The sequence below is a fragment of the Spirillospora sp. NPDC049024 genome, assembly GCF_040649235.1.
In the GTDB taxonomy this organism is placed as follows: domain Bacteria; phylum Actinomycetota; class Actinomycetes; order Streptosporangiales; family Streptosporangiaceae; genus Spirillospora.
This window is the reverse complement of record NZ_JBEZFD010000027.1, coordinates 80842-99516: the sequence shown is the minus strand read 5'-3', so window position 1 is coordinate 99516 and position 18675 is coordinate 80842. Positions and strand designations below refer to the sequence as shown.

Genomic DNA, 18675 nt, shown 5'->3' with positions numbered 1-18675 from the left:
ACTGTATTAACACAGCCGCAAGGCGAGCGAAGGGTGCCGGGACTGAATCAACACAGCGACCAGGCGATGCCGTCGAGGATGTCGTGCTCGCTGACGACGACCGCTCCGAACCCGTACTCGCGCATGATCCGGTCCAGGATGAGCGCGCCGGCGCCGATCACGTCGACGCGGCCGGGGTGCATGACGCCGAACTCGGCGCGCTCCGCGCGGGTGGCGTGCAGCAGCCGCCGCGTCACCTCGTGCACCTGGCCGGCGGTGATCCGCGCGAGGTGGATGCGCTCCGGCTGGTAGGTCGGCAGGTCGAGCGCGATGCCGGCGACCGTGGTGACGGACCCGGCGAGCCCCACGAGGGTGCGCGCCTCGTCCACCGGGACGCTCTCGCGGACGGCGGCGAGCGCCGTGTCGATGTCGGCGGCGGCGTTGGAGATCTGCTCGGGCGAGGGCGGGTCGTCCCTCAGGTGCCGCTCGGTCATCCGCACGCAGCCGATGTCGATGGAGCGGGCCGCGTCCGCCGAGGAGCTGCCGAGCACGAACTCGGTGGACCCGCCGCCGATGTCGACGACCAGGTAGGGGCGGGCGGGGCGCAGCTTCGCCAGCTCCCGGGTGGCGCCGGTGAACGACAGCCCGGCCTCCTCGTCCCCGCTGATCACCTCGGGGACGACGCCGAAGATGTCGACGACGCCGCTGACGAAGTCGGCCCGGTTCGCGGCGTCGCGGGTCGCGCTGGTCGCCACCACCCGGGTCTTGATCGGCCCGTGCCCGTCGCCGTGCCGCTCGATCAGCTCGGCGTACCCGCGCATCGCGGTGAAGGTGCGCTCGAGCGCGGCGGGCGACAGCCGCCCGGTCCGGTCGACGCCCTCGCCCAGCCGGACGATCTCCATCCGGCGCTCGACGTCGGTCAGGCTTCCGCCGCCCTCGCCGTCGCCGCCCGCCGCGGCGATGTCGGCGATCAGCAGGCGGACCGAGTTGGTCCCGCAGTCGATGGCCGCGACGCGCGTCACCGCGCCTCCCTCGGTTCCGGTTCCGCGTGGTCGGTTTCCGTCGTGCCGCTCTCCGGCGTGCCGCTCTCCGGCGTGCCGCATTCCACCTGGACGCAAGGCCCCGAGCGCCACCAGTCGGGCAGCGCGTCGAGGGCCTCGCGGCCGAACGGGTTGGCGCCCGGCACCGCCAGCTCGTGCGCGACGAGGGCGTGCAGGCACTTGACGCGCTCCGGCATGCCGCCGGCGCTCTGCATGCCGGGCGGGAGCGGCTCGACGCCGTCCTCGCGGGCGGCCTCGTCGCGGCGGCGCAGGTAGTCCTCGTGCGCGGCGGCGTACTCGGCAGCCAGGGACGGGTCGGCGGCGAGCCGGGCCTGCATGTCGCGCATGGCGCCGCCGCCCTCCAGCGTCCCGATGGCCGAGGCGGCCTTCGGGCACGTCAGGTAGAACAGGGTGGGGAAGGGCGTCCCGTCCGGGAGCCGCGGCGCCGTCTCGATCACGGCGGGCAGCCCGCAGGGGCAGCGGCTCGCCACCCGGCGGACGCCGCGCGGCTCGCGCCCCAGCTGCGCCGCGACCGCGGCCGTGTCACGTGCTTCGATCATCAGTCCCACCCCACGGATCCGGGGGATCCGTTCGTCGTCCGCGCCCAAGGGACGGTCAGCGGGGCCTGTCGGCGGCCTCCACCGACCGCCACAGCGTCTCGTACCAGGGCGGCCTGGTCTCCGTGCCGCCCTTGCGGGAGCGCTGCCCGTCCCCTTCACCGCCGTCCAGGACGATGTAGCACTTCACGTCAGGACGACAGTAATGCAGCCGGCGCGTCGCCTCACGTTCAATGTACGACTTGTCGCCGAGCTGCTGCTTGCGCTGGGCGAGTATCTCCACCTTGCGGCGGGACACCGCCTCCTGGCGCCGCAGGTCGGCGATCTCCTTGCGCTGGGCGATGTACTCCCGGACAGGGTAGGCGAGGCTCAGCGCGATCGCGCACACCACGACCGCGAGGATCGCGGCGCGGCTCGTCAGCGCCGGGTTCGAGCGGCGGCCCCGGCCGCCCCTCACCCGGTGCTCTCCGGACCCGTGGTCGGTCTGCTCGTCGTCACCGTGCGCCATCGTGTCCCCTGCCTGAGCGTGTCCCCTGCCTGCGGCTCGGCTGCCGGAACCCGGTGCCCGGCGGGACGGGACGCCGCCCCGCCGGGCCGCGCGGCTCAGCCCCGCGCGTCGAAGCGCGGGAACGCGGCGGCGCCGGCGTAGCGCGCGGCGTCGTCCAGCAGCTCCTCGATGCGCAGCAGCTGGTTGTACTTGGCGACCCGGTCGCTGCGGGCGGGGGCGCCGGTCTTGATCTGGCCGCAGTTGGTCGCGACGGCGAGGTCGGCGATCGTGGTGTCCTCGGTCTCGCCGGACCGGTGGCTCATCATGCAGCGGTAGCCGCTGGTCTGCGCGAGCGAGACGGCGTCGAGGGTCTCGCTGAGCGTGCCGATCTGGTTGACCTTGACCAGCAGCGCGTTGGCGGCGCCGGACTTGATGCCGCGGCCGAGCCGCTCGGGGTTGGTGACGAACAGGTCGTCGCCGACGAGCTGGACGCGGTCGCCGACGGCGGCGGTGAGGCCCTCCCAGCCGGCCCAGTCCTCCTCGTCGAGGGGGTCCTCGATGGAGACGAGCGGGTAGCTGCCGAGCAGCTCGCCGTAGTAGGCGGCCATGTCGTCGGCGGAGCGCTTGGTGCCCTCGAACGCGTACTGGCCGTCGGCGTGGAACTCGGTGGCCGCGACGTCCAGCGCGAGCGCGATGTCGCGGCCGGGGGTGAAGCCCGCCTTGCGGATCGCCTCCAGGATGAGGTCGAGGGCGTCCCGGTTGCTCGGCAGGTCGGGGGCGAAGCCGCCCTCGTCGCCGAGGCCGGTGTTCAGGCCCTTGGACTTCAGCACCGACTTCAGCGCGTGGTAGGTCTCGGCGCCCCAGCGCAGCGCCTCGGCGAAGGTGGCCGCGCCGATCGGCGCGATCATGAACTCCTGGATGTCGACGTTGGTGTCGGCGTGCGCGCCGCCGTTCAGGATGTTCATCATCGGGACGGGCAGCAGGTGCGCGTTCGGGCCGCCCACGTACCGGAACAGCGGCAGGCCGGCGGAGTCGGCGGCGGCCTTGGCGACGGCGAGGCTGACGCCGAGGATGGCGTTGGCGCCGAGCGCGGACTTGGCGGGGGTCCCGTCGAGGTCGACCAGGAGCTGGTCGATCAGGCGCTGGTCGGAGGCGGGATAGCCGACGAGCTTCTCGTCGATCGTCTCGTTGACGGCCTTGACGGCGTTGCGGACGCCCTTGCCGCCGTAGCGCTCACCGCCGTCCCGCAGCTCGACGGCCTCGAACTGGCCCGTGGAGGCGCCGCTCGGGACCGCCGCGTGCGCCTCGGTCCCATCGGCGAGCAGCACCTCGACCTCGACGGTCGGGTTGCCGCGGGAGTCAAGGATCTCCCGGGCGAGTACGGCCTCGATCGACGACACGGGGAACCCCCTGATGGTGCGGATGGTCTGTGCGGTCACCGAGCCTATCCGCGCGCCCCCGCCGCCGCCCAACCGCCTCGCCGTTGCCCCGGCGGTCCACGCATAGGGGACGGCCTCGGCCAAACCACTTCCTGCGGCGACCGCGTCGCGGCCGGATCGTGCCAGGAGCGCGACTTGACGTGGAGAACGCCCGCCTTATCTACTATGCAGGTCAAACAGACCGGATTAGTAGGGAAACATGACAATGCATCGTGGACTCCGCGGGCGCGTCGCCGCCGTGGCACTCACCGTCCTGGTCGCGGCGGGCACGCTCGCCGCCTGCGGCGACGGCGACGGCGGGTCCGAGGGGGACGCGCCGCTCAGGCTCGGCTACTTCCCGAACATCACCCACGCGACCGCGCTGGTCGGCGTCGAGAAGGGCATCTTCGCCAAGCACCTCGGCGCCGCGCCGAAGACCGCGACGTTCAACGCGGGGCCCGCCGCCGTCGAGGCGCTGTTCTCCGGCGCGATCGACGCGACGTTCGTCGGGCCCAACCCGTCCATCAACGCGTGGTCCAAGTCGCACGGCAAGGCCGTCCACATCATCTCGGGCGCGGCCTCGGGCGGTGTCTCGCTGGTGGTGAAGCCCGGGATCAAGGGCGCCGGGGACCTGCGGGGCAAGAAGATCGCGACCCCGCAGCTCGGCAACACGCAGGACGTCGCGCTGCGGTACTGGCTGAAGAAGAACGGCCTCACCGCCAACAAGGACGGCAGCGGTGACGTCAAGGTCGTCCCGCAGGAGAACGCCCAGACGCTCCAGACGTTCGCGCAGGGCGACATCGACGGCGCCTGGGTGCCCGAGCCCTTCGCGTCGCGGCTGATTCTGGAGAACAAGGGCGAGAGGCTGCTGGACGAGAAGTCGCTGTGGCCCGGCGGCAAGTTCGTCATCACCAACCTCCTCGTCAGCCAGGAGTACGAGAAGAAGCACCCCGAGCAGGTCAAGAAGCTGCTCCAGGGCGTCGTCGAGGCGACCGACTACATCAACCGGAACAGGGCCGACGCGGAGAAGGTCACCAACGACGCCCTCGCGAAGCTGAGCGGCAAGCCGCTGAAGCAGGACGTGCTCGCCGCCGCCTTCAAGGAGATCGACTTCACCACCGACCCGGTCGCGTCCTCGCTGGTCGGCGGCGCGCGGCACGCCGAGGAGATCGGCCTGCTGGAGAAGACCGACCTGGCCGGGATCTACAACCTGGCCCCCCTCAACGACGTCCTCAAGGCGGGCGGGAAGGCACAGGTCAGCGACCGATGACCGCGGACACGGCGGTCCGCCTCAGCGAGGTCTCCAAGGCGTTCGGGACGGGCGGGTCCGCGCTCCTCGCGCTCGACAAGGTGTCCCTGGACGTGGCGCCGGGCGAGTTCGTGTGCCTGGTCGGCGCGTCCGGCTGCGGCAAGAGCACGCTGCTCAACCTGGTCGCCGACCTCGACCGGCCGAGCGCCGGGACGATCGACAAGGCCGGCGCCCGGCTCGCGCTGATGTTCCAGGAGCCCGCCCTGTTCCCGTGGCTGACGGTGACGGGCAACCTGGAGCTCGCCCTGAAGACGCGCGGCGTCGCCCGGGGCGAGCGGCGGGACCGGGCCGCCCGGCTGCTCGAGTCGGTGCACCTCGGCGGGTTCGCGGGCAGGCGCCCCCACCAGCTGTCGGGCGGCATGCGGCAGCGGGTCGCGCTCGCCCGCGCCCTGGCCCTCACCGAGGACGACGCTGGCGAGGGGCAGGGGACCGTCCTGCTGATGGACGAGCCGTTCGGCGCGCTCGACGCGATGACCCGCGACCTGCTGCACGACGAGATCGAGCGGATCTGGCGGGAGCGCGCCCTGACCGTGCTGTTCGTCACCCACAACGTCAGGGAGGCGGTCCGGCTCGGCGACCGGGTGGTGCTGCTCAGCAGCCGACCGGGCCGGGTCGTGGCGGAGTTCCCCGTCCCGATGGAGCGGCCGCGGCGGATCGACTCCCCCGAGGTCGCCTCCCTGGCCGCCTCCGTCACCGACCGGCTGCGCGAGGAGGTCGTCCGGCATGGCGCATGACGTGGTGAAGGGGGAGGCGCCGGAGGAGACGGCGCGGCTCGACCGCGAGCTGGCCGGGCTCGACGCGCTGGAACTCGGCGGCGGGACGGCGCGCACCAGGCTCGGCCGGCGGGCGTGGTCGGCGGCGTGGCCGATGGCCGCGGCCGTGCTGATCGCGCTCGCGGCCTGGCAGCTGGTCGTGTGGAGCGGCTGGAAGGAGCCGTGGGTGCTTCCCGGCCCCCGCGACACCCTCCCGGTGTTCTGGGACCAGCTCACCTCGGCGCGGTTCTGGGACGCGGTCGCGCTGACGATGCGGCGGGCCGCCGTCGGGTTCGCCTTCGCCGTCGCTGTCGGGGTGGGGGTCGGCGCGCCGGTGGCGCGGTTCCGGGTGCTGCGCCGCGCCTTCGGGTCGCTGATCACCGGGCTGCAGACGATGCCCTCGATCGCCTGGTTCCCGCTCGCCATCCTGCTGTTCCGGCTCAGCGAGAGCGCGATCCTGTTCGTGGTGATCCTCGGGGCCGCGCCGTCGATCGCCAACGGGCTGATCGCGGGCGTCGACTACACGCCGCCGATCCTGCTGCGCGCGGGGAAGGTGATGGGGCTGCGCGGCCTCGCGCTGTACCGGCACCTGGTCCTGCCGGCGTCGCTGCCCTCGTTCGTGGCGGGTCTGAAGCAGGGCTGGGCGTTCGCGTGGCGCAGCCTGATGGCGGGCGAGCTGCTGGTCGTGATCGGCGACACGACCTCGCTCGGCGTGCTGCTGTCGCAGGCCAGGGAGCTCAACAACACCGCCGACATGATCTCCTACATGCTGGTGATCCTGGTCCTCGGCATCGTGATCGACCAGCTGTTCGGCCTGGTGGACGGGGCGATCAGGCGCCGCTGGGGCGTCGACGAGGCCTCCGCCTGAGAATCTTTTACCCGGCAGCCAGGGTGCAGTTTGCCCTGATCAGGCAAGAATTCCCGGTACTGACATGAGTGCAGCACCACCGGGAGGTCGTCATACGCGCCCGGTTCAGCCGGCCCTCCACGGGCCCGAGCCACTGGATCTGGCGGGCCGTCCTGCGCCACCCGGAGATCCGGTTCCGGGTGACGGTGGCGGCCTCGCTGATCGCCTTCGTGCTGTCGTCGGTGCTGAGCACGGTGCTGCTGATCCAGGTCCGGCAGGACACCTACGACGATCTCGTCCGGGAGCTCGCGCGCTACAACCGGCGGACGGCGACGGCGATCGAGAAGGGCCAGCTGACCCTGGACATCTCCCCCACCACCGACACCCTCCAGCAGGTGGTGGACCAGCGCGGCGACATACTCGCGGCCACGCCGCGGATGCAGGGCCGCGCCAAGGTCCCGCTCCCGCCGCCGTCGCCGTTCGAGGAGCGCCGGATCGGCCGCCTCTGCGGCATCGACGCGCCCGGCGCCCGGTGCTTCGTGATCGTCGAGCGCCGGGTCGGGGTCGCGCCGGACGCGGTCTACATCTACTCGCTGGCCCCCGCGCCGGGAGCGCTGCCGCGCCCGCTCACGGCCGCGCTGCTGCTGCTGTTCGTCCCGTTCGTCACCGGGCTCGCCGGCTACGGGACGTGGCTGTCGGTGAGCCGGGCGCTGCGTCCGGTCGAGGACATCCGCCGGAAGCTGGACGAGATCACCGCGACGGACCTGGAGCGCCGCGTCCCGGCCCCGGCCCGCCGGGACGAGGTGGGCCGGCTCGCCGACAGCGTGAACGCCACCCTGGACCGCCTGGAGGAGGCCGTCGCACGGCAGCGCGCGTTCGTCTCCGACGTGTCGCACGAGCTGCGCAGCCCGCTCACCGCGCTTCGCATGGAGCTGGAGCTGGCGCTCTCGGCTCCTGAGGACGCCGACGTGCCCGCGACGCTGCGGGCCATCCTGCTCAACACCGAGCGGCTGTCGGCCGTGGTGGACGACCTGCTGGCGCTCGCCCGGCTCGACGCCGACCGCGGCTTCTCCCGCGAGCGGGTGGACCTGACCGAGATCACCGACCAGGAGGTGCTGCGCCGCCCCCGCCGCGTCCAGGTGACGGTGCTGGCGGAGGGGCCGGTGACGGTGCGGGGCGGGCGCAACGAGCTGTCGCGGCTGCTGACCAACCTGATCGACAACGCCGACCGGCACGCCGTCGACGAGGTGACGGTGATCCTGCGCACCGAGCCGCCCGCCACCGCGGTGGTCGAGGTGATCGACGACGGGACGGGCGTGGCGCCGGAGGACCGCGAGCGCGTCTTCGAGCGGTTCGCGCGGCTGGCCGAGGGCCGGCACCGCGATGCCGGCGGCACCGGCCTCGGCCTCGCGATCTCCCGCGACATCGCCGAGGCGCACGGCGGCTCGCTGGTCCTCACCGACCGCATCGACGGCGTCCCCGGCGCCCGGTTCGTCCTGCGCCTGCCCCGCGACGTGTCCGCGGACTGAGCCGTCAGGCCAGGTCGGCGGCGGTCACGGAGACCTCGACCTGCTCCGCGGGCGCGACGCCCATGGCGCGCGCCAGCTTGCGGAACGCGCGGGCCTCGTCCGGGCGGCTCCGCCGCTCCAGGGTGCGGGCGAGGGCCTCGTGCGCCCAGCCGTTGCCGGGGTCCAGCTCGATCAGCCGGCGGAACGTCTCCTCGGCGGGGCCGAGCTGGGCGCTGTGGAAGTACGCGCGGGCGAGCAGCTCGACCGCGGCGCGGTTGCCCGGGTCGCCGTCGACGATCGGGGCCAGCATGCGCGCCGCGCCCGCGTAGTCCCGGGCGTCGAAGAACAACGTCGCGCGCTCGAACTCCTCGTAGGTGGTCATGCCTGCGCAACCGGAGGCGGCCGGGGTTTGTTCCCGGCCGCCTCCCGACCGCTCAGGTCATGCCCAGATCGGCGCGGAGGCGTTCGCGTTCGGCCTCCAGCAGGTCGATCTGCCCCTGCAGCTCCTCGCGCTGGGCGAGGTACTGGCCGGAGTCCACCATGTCCGTGGGGTCGCCGGACGGCGCGGGAAGGTCGGCGCGCAGCCGCGCCAGCGACTCTTCAAGGTCGCGGAGCCGGGCGCGCCGGTCGTCTTCGGACTCGCTCTCGTTCATGTGCCTCCTCCTCCCGGCTCTGCATGCCCGCACCGCCGCCGTCCTCACCTCCGCGGGATGTCAGATGCGCAACACGGTCTTGCCGCGCGCGCCGCCGAGCCGGTTGTCGGCGAGGGCGTCGGCCGCCTGCTCCAGCGGTACCTCCCGCTCGACCCGCACGCGCAGCGCGCCCGCGTCGATCAGGTCGGAGAGCCGGTCCAGCAGTTCGGCGGACGGCTCGCCCTTGAAGTTGACGCCGCGCAGCTCCTTGGCCTCCATGGCGTCGGGGTTCACCGCCCAGGTGGTGGTGATGTAGGTGCCGCCCGGCCGGAGCAGCTGCGCGAGGTGCTCGGCCGCCCGGGTGTCGCTGACCATGTCGAGGACGGCGTCGATCCCGTCGGAGTGGACGGCGAGCACCTGCCGGTTGAGGTCGCCGGCCGAGTGGTCGACGGTCTCGTCCGCGCCGAGGCGCCGCATCGTGCCCGCCATGTCGTCGCGGGCGGTCGCGATGACCTTGGCTCCCGCGCGGGCCGCGAGCTGCACGACGCTCTGCCCGACGCCGCCGGTCGCGCCGACCACGAGGACGGTCTGGCCCGTGTCGATCCGTGCCTGCTCGACCATGGCGAGGGCGGTCGCGCTCGCCGTCGGCACCGCCGCCGCCTGCGTGTAGATCATGCCCTCCGGCATCTTCGCGACGGGCCCGTCCGCGCGGACGATCGCGTACTCGGCGTAGCTGCCGAGCCCCCGCTCCACCGCCGCGAAGCACCCGTACACCTGCTCGCCGGCCCGCAGCCGGGTCACGCCCTCGCCGGCCTCCTCCACGACGCCCGCGCCGTCCCGGCCGAGGATCAGCGGGAACGGCACGTCGACGGAGTCCTTGAGCATGCCTTCGGCGATCTTCCAGTCCAGCGGGTTGAGCCCCGCGGCGATCACCCGCACCAGGATCTCGCCCGGTCCCGGCTCCGGGCGCGGCAGGTTCATCGGCGCCGGGGTGGCCCCGTACTCCGAAACGGCGATGGCTCGCATGGCGATTCGTCCCCCGAAACGATCAGTGCGGGTGTCCGTCCCGCTGTCGATCTCCCCGAGTCGATCTACCCGGCAGCCGGACGATCACACGTCGGCGCAGGTCAGGCGGGGGCCTGCTGGGCGGGGTCGCCGGGCGCCGGGACGACCGGGCCGGTGGGCCGGCCGCCTCCCCGCCGCTGCTTGTCCTGCTTGCGCTTGGCGCCCTTGCTGATGTGCAGCGTGATGGTGTCGCCGGGCTCGGCCGACGTCGGCGACATGCCGGCGACCGTCCCCTTCGGGAACCGGCGGGACTCGACGGGCGCGCCCACCCGCGCCTTGAAGCCGGCGGCGCGGAGCCGGGCCACGGCCTCGCTCGGCTTCATGCCGCGCACGTCGGGCACCTTGGCCCGGTCCTCACCGGAGCCCCTGCTGAAGAAGTGCGACGGGGGCCGGTGGAACGAGGTCGGGTCGGTGTGCGAGAGCGCCCCGAGCATGCTCTGCTGCCAGATCGGCGCCGGGATCGTCGCCCCGAACACGGCGCCGTAGCACCGGCCGTCCATGCACAGGTTCTCCATCGGGTGCTTGTAGCCGCCGCGCGGGTCGCCGACCCACACCGCCGCCGCGAGGTCCGGGGTGTACCCGGCGAACCAGGCGGCGGAGAAGTTGTCGACGGTCCCGGTCTTGCCGGCGGCGTCGCGGCCGAGGCCCATGCCGCGCGCGGTCCCCTTGGTCAGGACGCCGCGCAGGACGTAGTTGACGGCGTCCGCGACGCCCTCGTCCAGCGCCTGCTCGCAGTGCCGGCCCGGAACCTCCAGCTTGTGCCCGGAGGAGTCGCGGATCTCCCGGATCGCGACCGGCTCGCAGTAGCGGCCGCGGGCGCCGAACGCCGCGTAGGCCGCCGCCAGCCGCAGCGGCGAGACGGGGTTGAAGCCCAGCGTGAACGACGGGTACTGCTCCAGCGCCTTGCCGTTCGCCTGCTTCATCCCAAGCCGCTCGGCCATCCGGACGGTGTCGCAGAGGCCGACCTTCTTCTCCAGGGCGAGGAAGAACGTGTTGACCGAGTGGTGCGTCCCGGTGACGAGGCTGAACTGCTTGCCGCCCTCGCCGTCGGCGGAGTTGCGCAGGGACGCCGACGGGTCGCCGACGCGGTCGCCGTCGCAGTTGCGGTAGCCGACCGGCGTGTACGCGCGCGGCGCCATCAGCCGGGTGCCGAACGGCAGCCCCTCGTCCAGCGCGGCGGCCAGCGTGAACGCCTTGAACGTCGACCCGGCCTGCATGCCGATGCTGGAGCCGTGGCTGGCGTCGGCGGCGAAGTTGATCCACGTCTTGCCGCGGTCCCGGTCGGGGCCGAGCTGCCGGTCCACGGCCATCGCCTTGATCTCGCCGGTGCCCGGCTCGACCATCGCCTCGGCGGCGGCCTTGTGCGCGGAGTTCTTCGGCGGGACGTGCCCGTCGACGGCGCGCTGCGCGGCCTTCTGCGCCCGCCTGTCCAGGGTGGTGCGGATCGTCAGGCCGCCGCGCTTGAGCAGCTTCTCGCGGTCCAGCTGCGTCTTCCCGAAAACCGGGTCGGTGAGGATCTCGCGCTGGACGTAGTCGCAGAAGAACGGGGCCTTGCTGGTGACGCAGCCGCTGCGGACGTTGTCGACGTCCAGCTTGAGGGGCTCCCGCTTGGCCTCGTCCGCCTTGGCCTGGTCGATCCAGCCGAGCTCGGCCATCCGGGTCAGGACGGTGTCGCGGCGCTCCCGGGCGGCCCCGGGGTGCCGGATCGGGTCGTAGGCGTAGGGGTAGCGGACGACGCCGGCGAGCAGCGCCGCCTCGGGCAGCGTGAGCTGGGAGGCGTGCTTGGAGAAGTAGTGCCGGGACGCCGCCTCGACGCCGTAGGCGCCGTCGCCGTAGTAGGCGATGTTCAAGTAGCGGCGCAGGATCTCGTCCTTGCTGAACCTCTTCTCCAGCGCCACCGCGTACTTCAGCTCGCGGATCTTGCGGGCGGCCGAGACCTCCCGCGCCTCCCGCCGCTCGGCGTCGGAGTCGGCCTGGGTGAGCAGCAGGTTCTTCACGTACTGCTGGGTGATGCCGGAGCCGCCCTGCGTCACCTGGCCGCTGCTGAGGTTGCTGGCGAGCGCCCGCAGCGTGCCCTGCGCGTCGATGGCGCCGTGCTCGTAGAACCGGCTGTCCTCGATCGCCAGCACCGCCTGGCGCACCACCGGGGCGATCTTCTCCAGCGGGACGTCGACCCGGTTCTGGTAGAAGAACGTGGCGATGGTGGTGCCGTCGGCGGCGAGGATCTTCGAGCGCTGCGGGACGCCGGAGGTCGACAGTCCGTCCGGCTCGGCCTCGAACCAGCCCGCGGCGTCGCGGGCGCCGACGCCGGCCGTGCACGCGGTCGGCAGCAGCAGGAGCGCGACGAGCAGGCCGGCCAGCCCGCCGAAGGCGCCGAGGCCGCGCACCGCGCGGGCCTTCTCGGCACGCGTCGTCGACGAGGTGAGCAGGCGTCGCGGGCGAGGGCGCCGCGCCGCCGGGACCCCGCTCCCGGTATCCCCTGCGTCGCTTCCGGGCTCGGTCGGCACGCGCTCAGAGTAGACGCGGCTTCTCGCGCGGGCCACCCCATCGGCGAGGTTTCGCCCATTATCCCCCGATTCAGGGGTCGCGTCGCTCCCGCCGCTCCCACGCTCGGACACGCTCGCGGAATACCCGGGAAACGGCGCGCAACTCGGCCTCCGCGTCCACACCCCGCTCACCGGCCTCCCGGACCAGCGCGAACAGCCGTCCGCCGAACTCGGCCCCGGCCTCGTCCGCCAGGCCGTCGGCGAGGCCGGCCGGCGCCCCGATGCGCCCGGCGCGGCGCTGCAGCTGCGCCGCCAGCGACAGCGCGGGCTGGCCCATCGGCACCCCGTCGAGCGCCGAGGCGTCCGCGCCGCTCTTCTCCGCCCGCTCGGCCGCCTTGATCTGCTCCCAGTTGGCGTTGACCTCGTCGGCGCCGGAGACGGTGACGTCCCCGAACACGTGCGGGTGCCGCCGGACGAGCTTGTCGACGATCGCGCCCGCCACGTCGTCGATCGTGAACGCGGTCCCGTCGTCGCGCTCGGCGGCCACCACCGAGTGGAACGCCACCTGCATCAGCACGTCGCCCAGCTCCTCGCGGAGCGCGCCGTAGTCGCCGTCCTCGACGGTGTCGAGGACCTCGTAGGCCTCCTCCAGCAGGTACGGGACGAGGGTGGCGTGCGTCTGCTTGCGGTCCCACGGGCATTCGCGGCGCAGCGTGTCCATCACCGAGACCAGGTCGAGCAGCCGCGCGCCGGGCAGGTCGTAGGAGCCGTGCAGCACCTCGACGTCCAGCGGGTCGTCGACGACGAGCGCCCCGATCTCGCGCATCAGCGCCTCGTCGCCCTCGGGCGCGGCCACCCACAGCACGTCGGCGGCGCGGGCGTCGGCGACCAGCAGGGCCGGGTCGGGGGCGTCCACGAGGTCCGGGACGACGCCCGCGTCCAGGAGCGCGGGCAGCAGCGGATGCCCGTCCCGGAGCCGGACGGCGTCCGCCGACCGGAGCGCGTCCCAGGCCCGCCACGACAGCAGGCCCGGCGCGACGCGGTGGGTGGTCGCGAGCAGGGTGAGGCTCATGCGCCTCAGATACCCGAATCGGGGCTGGACAGCCGGTACACGATCGGGGCGACCTCGAACTTGGCGGGGTCGTAGTGCCCGTAGCGCGGGTTCACCTCGATGTGCATCCCGGCGGCGGTGCGCTGGAACAGCTCGTTCCACTGCCGGCCGGCCTGCTGCGTCGCCGGGCTCAGCCGGTTGTTCAGGTCGGCGCCGAACCGCTGCATGACCGCGAGCTGCGTCGCCACCAGCCGGGCCAGGTCGCGCGCGTGCGCGCGGGGCAGCCCGCTCGCCAGCGTGATCGACTGGGCCCCGCCCTGGTGGTCCAGGGCCTGGAGGGCGCCGTCGACCTGCCCTCCGGTGACCTCGACGCCCGCCCGCCGCGCCACCCGGTCGGCGACCCGGAAGTTGATCAGCAGGGTGAGCGCGCCCTGCAGGTCGGACTCGGAGTCGCCGGCGAGCTGCGGCGCCGGGCCCGCCGGGTTCGCGCGCATCTCGTTGGCCGCCGGGTCGGCGCGGAACTGCGCGCGCCAGTCGCGGACGGTCTGGCTGAGCGTGCTGACGGTGATGCGGTCGTCGCCGACGAGTGCGGCGGTGCCGACCTTCGGGGAGCCGCCGCAGCCGGCCAGCGCGCCGGCCGCCAGCACGGCCGCCACCGCTGCCTTCACGGACTTACCAGGCACGGATTCCTCGTCTCGTCGCTCGGTCGAATATCGCTCTGTCGGGGCGGCGCCAGCCTAGCGCCGCGCCGGGGACTCCAGGAACAGCGCGTCCACCAGGCCGGTCGCCCATTTCAGCAGCTCCTGGTCGCGCAGCGGACGGCCGCCGAGCGGCGCGGTCTTAGGCGCGGGCACCAGCAGGGTGTCGGTCGCCGGCTTCAGGATGCTCTTCGGGTACAGCCGCTGGAGCCGCACCTGCTTGGAATCGGGCAGGTGCACGGGCATGAACTTGACGAAGTTGCCCTGCAGGGTGACGTCGGTCAGCCCCGCCTTGCGGGCCTTGGCCCGGAAGCGGGCGACCTCCAGCAGGTTCAGCACCGGGACGGGCAGCGGCCCGAACCGGTCCTTCAGCTCCTCGTGCACGGCGCCGATCTCGTCCTCGGACGTGATCGCGGCGATCCGCCGGTAGGCGTCCAGCCGGAGCCGCTCGCCCGGCACGTACTCGTGCGGCAGGTGCGCGTCGACGGGCAGCTCGACCTTCGTCTCGACGGCCTCGGGCTCGCCGCCGCCCTCCTTCAGCTCCCGCACCGCCTCGCCGACCATCCGGACGTACAGGTCGAACCCGACGCCCGCGACGTGCCCGGACTGCTCGGCGCCGAGGATGTTGCCGGCGCCGCGGATCTCCAAATCCTTCATCGCGACGTACATGCCGGCGCCGACCTCGGTGTGCTGCGCCAGCGTCGCGAGCCGCTCGTGCGCGGTCTCGGTGAGCGGCTGCTCCGGCTGGTAGAGGAAGTAGGAGTAGGCCCGCTCCCGGCCGCGCCCGACGCGCCCGCGCAGCTGGTGGAGCTGCGACAGCCCGTACATGTCGGCGCGGTCGACGATGAGGGTGTTGGCGTTCGGCACGTCCAGCCCGGACTCCACGATCGTTGTCGCGACCAGGACGTCGTAGTTCTTCTCCCAGAAGTCGACCATGACCTTCTCGAGCTCGTTCTCGTTCATCTGGCCGTGCGCGACCGCGATCCGCGCCTCCGGGACGAGCCGCGCCAGGTTCGCCGCCACCTTGTTGATGGACCGGACCCGGTTGTGCACGAAGAACACCTGGCCCTCGCGCAGCAGCTCGCGCCTGATCGCCGCGGCGATCTGCTTCTCCTCGTACGGGCCGACGAACGTCAGGACGGGGTGCCGCTCCTCCGGCGGGGTGAGGATCGTCGACATCTCCCGGATGCCGGTGAGGCCCATCTCCAGCGTCCGCGGGATCGGCGTCGCGGACATGGCGAGCACGTCCACCTGCGTCCGGAGCCGCTTCAGCTCCTCCTTGTGCTCGACGCCGAACCGCTGCTCCTCGTCGATGATCACCAGGCCGAGGTTCTTGAACCGGGTCTGCGAGGACAGGATCCGGTGCGTGCCGACCACGACGTCCACCGAGCCCTCCGACAGCCCGCGCAGCGTCTCCTCGATCTCCTTGTCGGACTGGAACCGGCTGATCGGCCGCACCGTGACGGGGAACGCCGCGAACCGCTCGCTGAACGTCGACATGTGCTGCTGCACCAGCAGCGTCGTCGGCACCAGCACCGCGACCTGCCGCCCGTCCTGGACGGCCTTGAACGCCGCCCGCACGGCGATCTCGGTCTTGCCGTAGCCGACGTCGCCGCAGATGAGCCGGTCCATCGGGACGGACCGCTCCATGTCGCCCTTCACCTCGTCGATGGCGGCGAGCTGGTCGGGCGTCTCGTTGTAGGGGAACGCGTCCTCCAGCTCCCGCTGCCACGGGGTGTCGGGCGCGAACGCGTGGCCGGGGCTCGCCATCCGCGCCGAGTACAGCCGGATCAGCTCCCCGGCGATCTGCTTGACCGCCTTGCGGGCGCGGGTCTTGGCCTTCTGCCAGTCGGCGCCGCCGAGCCGGTGCAGGCTGGGCGCCTCGCCGCCGACGTACCGGGTGAGCTCCTCCAGCTGGTCGGTCGGGACGAACAGCCGGTCGCTCTTGGCGTACTCCAGGATCAGGTACTCGCGGGTGGCGCCCTGCACCGTCCGGCTGACCATCTCCACGTAGCGCCCGACGCCGTGCTGCTCGTGCACGACGTAGTCGCCCGGCTTGAGCTGGAGCGGGTCGATGCCGCCGCGCCGCCGCGACGGCATGCGCCGCATGTCGCGGGTGGACGACTTCTGCCCCGACAGGTCGGTCTCGGTCAGCACCGCGAGCTTGACCGACTCCCAGATGAACCCGCTCTCCAGCAGCCCGGTCGTGACGGTGACCACCGACGGCTCGGGCGGCTCGGCGAGGTCGGCGAGCCGGGCGCCGACGCCCTCCTCCCGGGCGAGCTGGACGAGGCGCTCGGCGGGCCCGTGCCCGGCGGTGACCAGCGCCACGCGCCAGCCGCCGTCCGTCCAGCCCTTGAGGTCGCCGACGACGCGGGAGGTGTCGCCGCGGTACGCCTCCGCCGCCTGCACGCCGAGGCTCAGCGGCTCCGCGGCGCCCGGCGTCTCGCCGTCCGGGAGCTCGCCGGCCGCGCCGCCCGCCGCGAGCGGGTTCAGCGCCGTCACGCTCCACCGCGGCAGCCCGAGCTCCGCGCTGTGCGCGCGGACCTCCTCCAGGGAGCGGAACGCCGCGGCGCCGAGGTCGATCGGCGCCTCTCCCCCGGCGGCGGCGTTGACCCAGCTCGCCTCCAGGAACTCCTGGCTCGTGCGGACCATCTCGACCGAGCGGGTGCGGATCCGCTCCGGCTCGCAGACCAGCAGCGCCGACCCGTCCGGCAGCAGGTCGGTCAGCAGCTCCATGCTCTCGGCGAGGACGGGCGAGAACGCCTCCATGCCCTCGACGGTGTCGCCGTCGGCGATCCGGCCGAGGATCTCCTCCAGGGCCGGGTGCTCCTCGGCGAGCAGCTTCGCGCGCTCGCGCACCTTCTCCGTCAGCGGCAGCTCGCGGCACGGCGGCGCCCACAGCCCGGCCTGCGCGACCTCCAGGGAGCGCTGGTCGGCGGCCTTGAAGTAGCGGATCTCCTCGACGGTGTCGCCCCAGAACTCCACCCGGAGCGGGTGCTCCTCGGTCGGGGGGAACACGTCGAGGATCCCGCCGCGCACCGCGATCTCGCCACGCTTCTCCACCAGGTCGACGCGGTGGTACCCGGCGTCCACCAGGCTCCGGACCGTGTCGTCCATGTCGGCGTCCTCGCCGGAGGCCAGCCGCACCGGCTCCAGGTCGGCGAGCCCGGACACGATCGGCTGGAGCACCGCGCGGACCGGCGTCACCACGACGTCCAGCACGCCGCCCTTGGCCGAGCCGTCCTCGCCGGGCGGGCCGCCCGCGCCCGGGTGGACGAGGCGGCGCAGCACCGCGAGCCGCTGCCCCACCGTGTCCGAGCGCGGCGACAGCTTCTCGTGCGGCAGCGTCTCCCACGCCGGGAAGTGCGCGACGCGGTCGGGGGCGAGCAGGCTCGACAGCGCGGCGGTCAGGTCCTCCGCCTCGCGGCCGGTCGCGGTCACCGCGAGCACGACGCCGCCGCCGTCCTCGCGGAGGCGGCGGCTCAGGGCGGCGGCCAGGATCGGCCACAGCGCCGGGGGCGCCACGATCTCGGTGTCCGAACGCGCCCGCGAGAGCGCGTGCCGCAGACCGGGGTCGGTGCACGCAAGGTCAACAAGTCCAGAAAGCGTCATTATTCGCCCGATTTTTCGCCGCTACTTCGCCGCTCACCCCGAGGCAGGGCAGCCCGAAAACCCGGAATCCCAGCGGACCCCGGTATCGCGTACCAGGGTACGCGCCCCGGACCGCACCCGTTCGACCGCCGCCGGAGCGCCCCCCGGAGGCCCCGGCGCGTGGTCAGGGCGACACGGGCGCCGCCAAGAAAAGGCAAATAGGGGACGGAGCGCATCCGGACGATTACGCTGCGGAACTGTGACCGATCTGCGTACGCCGCCGGTCAACGACGGCGATCTCTTCTCAGAACGCGCCCGCCAGTACGCCCTAGAGAAGCCCCTGCAGCGGATCCACATCCTCGAAGCGGGCTGCGGCTGGGGGACGGGCCTGGACCTCGGCGGCCGCGAATGCGACGTCACCGGGGTCGACATGGAGTCCCCGGAGCTGCGCGCCTACACCTGCGAGCGGCCCGACCTCGACACCTGGCACCTCGGCGACCTGCGCACCGTCCCGCTGCCGCCGCGCGCCTTCGACATCGTCCACGCCACGTACCTGATCGAGCGCGTCCCGCACGCCGAACTGGTCCTCGACCGGTTCGTCGCCGCGCTGAAGCCCGGTGGGCTGCTGCTGGTGCACATGCGCGACCGCGACACCGCGTTCGGGTTCCTGGACCGCACGCTCCCCCGCTGGCTGCGCGCGCCCGGCCGGAGGCGCCGCCCCCGTCCCGGGCGCCCCCCGGTCGCGGACCGCCGGGGCCGGGCCCGCGGCGCCCACGCCCGCGTCCCGTACCCGGTCGGCGCCGACGGGGCCGGGCCCGCCGGCGCCGAACAGGACCCGGCGGGAGAGCCCCCGCCCGTGCCCGCGGCACGGGAGCCCGAGGGGGCCGGGCCGGCGCCGGCCGCCGCCGCGCCCCGCCCGGTGCCGGTCATCCGGACGAGCCCGCCGCCCGCCGTCTACGACCGGGTCGCGTCCCTGGCGGGCATGCGCTGGTACTGCGTCATGCGGGGGCTGGTCATCGCCGAGGAGTACACCTCCCGGCAGTCCCTCGACGCCCTGCCGCGCTTCGGGGCCGGAACCGGCCTCGCCGACCTGCTGTGCCGGCTGGTGTCGGCGGCAGGCCGGGGCCGCCTCACCGCCGACCACAGCGAGGTCACCTTCGTCATCCGCAAACCCGAGAACCGTTTCGCACGGGTCATCTGAGCGGAGGGGACGATGCGTCCGAGCCGGGGCGGACGTGCGCGCGGTCCGGAC

At 73.4% G+C, this 18675-nt stretch carries 16 protein-coding genes; 5 read left to right on the top strand and 11 right to left on the bottom strand.

Features of this window, described 5'->3' with window-relative positions; genetic code table 11:
• Positions 1 to 47 precede the first annotated feature (47 nt).
• The 4 genes from AB0C21_RS36770 to eno form a co-directional block, all read right to left on the bottom strand.
• Positions 48 to 1001 (bottom strand): Ppx/GppA phosphatase family protein, encoded by a 954-nt coding sequence (locus AB0C21_RS36770; protein ID WP_500210579.1) that lies wholly within the window; start codon positions 999 to 1001, stop codon positions 48 to 50.
• A complete protein-coding gene (locus tag AB0C21_RS36765) occupies positions 998 to 1579 on the bottom strand; it encodes a DUF501 domain-containing protein (RefSeq protein ID WP_500210578.1) in 582 nt (193 codons plus the stop codon). Before AB0C21_RS36765 ends, AB0C21_RS36770 begins: the two co-directional genes overlap by 4 nt.
• A gap of 55 nt (positions 1580 to 1634) precedes the next feature.
• On the bottom strand, positions 1635 to 2084 hold the full coding sequence (locus AB0C21_RS36760) for an FtsB family cell division protein (protein ID WP_500210577.1): 450 nt from the start codon (positions 2082 to 2084) through the stop codon (positions 1635 to 1637).
• A 95-nt stretch (positions 2085 to 2179) separates the two neighbouring features.
• Complete coding sequence (gene eno, locus AB0C21_RS36755) at positions 2180 to 3463, bottom strand: phosphopyruvate hydratase (RefSeq protein ID WP_149261235.1); 1284 nt, start codon at positions 3461 to 3463, stop codon at positions 2180 to 2182.
• Positions 3464 to 3707: 244 nt separating this feature from the next.
• Between eno and AB0C21_RS36750 the strand changes: the two genes are divergently transcribed.
• The 4 genes from AB0C21_RS36750 (at position 3708) to AB0C21_RS36735 (ending at position 7918) form a co-directional block, all read left to right on the top strand.
• The gene (locus AB0C21_RS36750) at positions 3708 to 4751 is read left to right on the top strand and encodes an ABC transporter substrate-binding protein (RefSeq protein ID WP_500210612.1); all 1044 of its coding nucleotides are present in this window, start codon (positions 3708 to 3710) and stop codon (positions 4749 to 4751) included.
• Positions 4748 to 5524 (top strand): ABC transporter ATP-binding protein, encoded by a 777-nt coding sequence (locus AB0C21_RS36745; protein WP_500210575.1) that lies wholly within the window; start codon positions 4748 to 4750, stop codon positions 5522 to 5524. The genes AB0C21_RS36750 and AB0C21_RS36745 overlap by 4 nt, the downstream gene beginning before the upstream one ends.
• Positions 5514 to 6410 (top strand): ABC transporter permease, encoded by an 897-nt coding sequence (locus tag AB0C21_RS36740; protein ID WP_500210574.1) that lies wholly within the window; start codon positions 5514 to 5516, stop codon positions 6408 to 6410. The genes AB0C21_RS36745 and AB0C21_RS36740 overlap by 11 nt, the downstream gene beginning before the upstream one ends.
• Positions 6411 to 6478: 68 nt before the next feature.
• A complete protein-coding gene (locus tag AB0C21_RS36735) occupies positions 6479 to 7918 on the top strand; it encodes a sensor histidine kinase (protein WP_500210572.1) in 1440 nt (479 codons plus the stop codon).
• A gap of 4 nt (positions 7919 to 7922) precedes the next feature.
• Here the strand turns inward: AB0C21_RS36735 and AB0C21_RS36730 are convergent, their stop codons facing one another.
• From AB0C21_RS36730 to mfd, 7 genes are all read right to left on the bottom strand, one after another.
• A complete protein-coding gene (locus AB0C21_RS36730; RefSeq protein ID WP_149260954.1) occupies positions 7923 to 8279 on the bottom strand; it encodes a tetratricopeptide repeat protein in 357 nt (118 codons plus the stop codon).
• A gap of 52 nt (positions 8280 to 8331) precedes the next feature.
• Positions 8332 to 8550 carry a hypothetical protein gene (locus AB0C21_RS36725; RefSeq protein WP_500210570.1) on the bottom strand — a complete coding sequence of 73 codons (219 nt, stop codon included), beginning with the start codon at positions 8548 to 8550 and terminating at the stop codon, positions 8332 to 8334.
• A gap of 60 nt (positions 8551 to 8610) precedes the next feature.
• Complete coding sequence (locus tag AB0C21_RS36720; protein WP_500210569.1) at positions 8611 to 9555, bottom strand: NADP-dependent oxidoreductase; 945 nt, start codon at positions 9553 to 9555, stop codon at positions 8611 to 8613.
• A 101-nt stretch (positions 9556 to 9656) separates the two neighbouring features.
• Positions 9657 to 12101 (bottom strand): penicillin-binding protein, encoded by a 2445-nt coding sequence (locus tag AB0C21_RS36715; protein WP_500210567.1) that lies wholly within the window; start codon positions 12099 to 12101, stop codon positions 9657 to 9659.
• A gap of 70 nt (positions 12102 to 12171) precedes the next feature.
• Complete coding sequence (gene mazG, locus AB0C21_RS36710; protein ID WP_500210565.1) at positions 12172 to 13152, bottom strand: nucleoside triphosphate pyrophosphohydrolase; 981 nt, start codon at positions 13150 to 13152, stop codon at positions 12172 to 12174.
• Between the two features lie 5 nt (positions 13153 to 13157).
• Positions 13158 to 13814 carry a hypothetical protein gene (locus AB0C21_RS36705; protein ID WP_500210563.1) on the bottom strand — a complete coding sequence of 219 codons (657 nt, stop codon included), beginning with the start codon at positions 13812 to 13814 and terminating at the stop codon, positions 13158 to 13160.
• Between the two features lie 54 nt (positions 13815 to 13868).
• Positions 13869 to 17444, bottom strand: coding sequence for a transcription-repair coupling factor (mfd, locus tag AB0C21_RS36700; RefSeq protein WP_500210562.1), 3576 nt, complete (start codon positions 17442 to 17444; stop codon positions 13869 to 13871).
• A gap of 238 nt (positions 17445 to 17682) precedes the next feature.
• Between mfd and AB0C21_RS36695 the strand changes: the two genes are divergently transcribed.
• Positions 17683 to 18624, top strand: a complete 942-nt coding sequence (locus AB0C21_RS36695) for a class I SAM-dependent methyltransferase (RefSeq protein ID WP_500210561.1) — start codon at positions 17683 to 17685, stop codon at positions 18622 to 18624.
• Positions 18625 to 18675 lie beyond the last annotated feature (51 nt).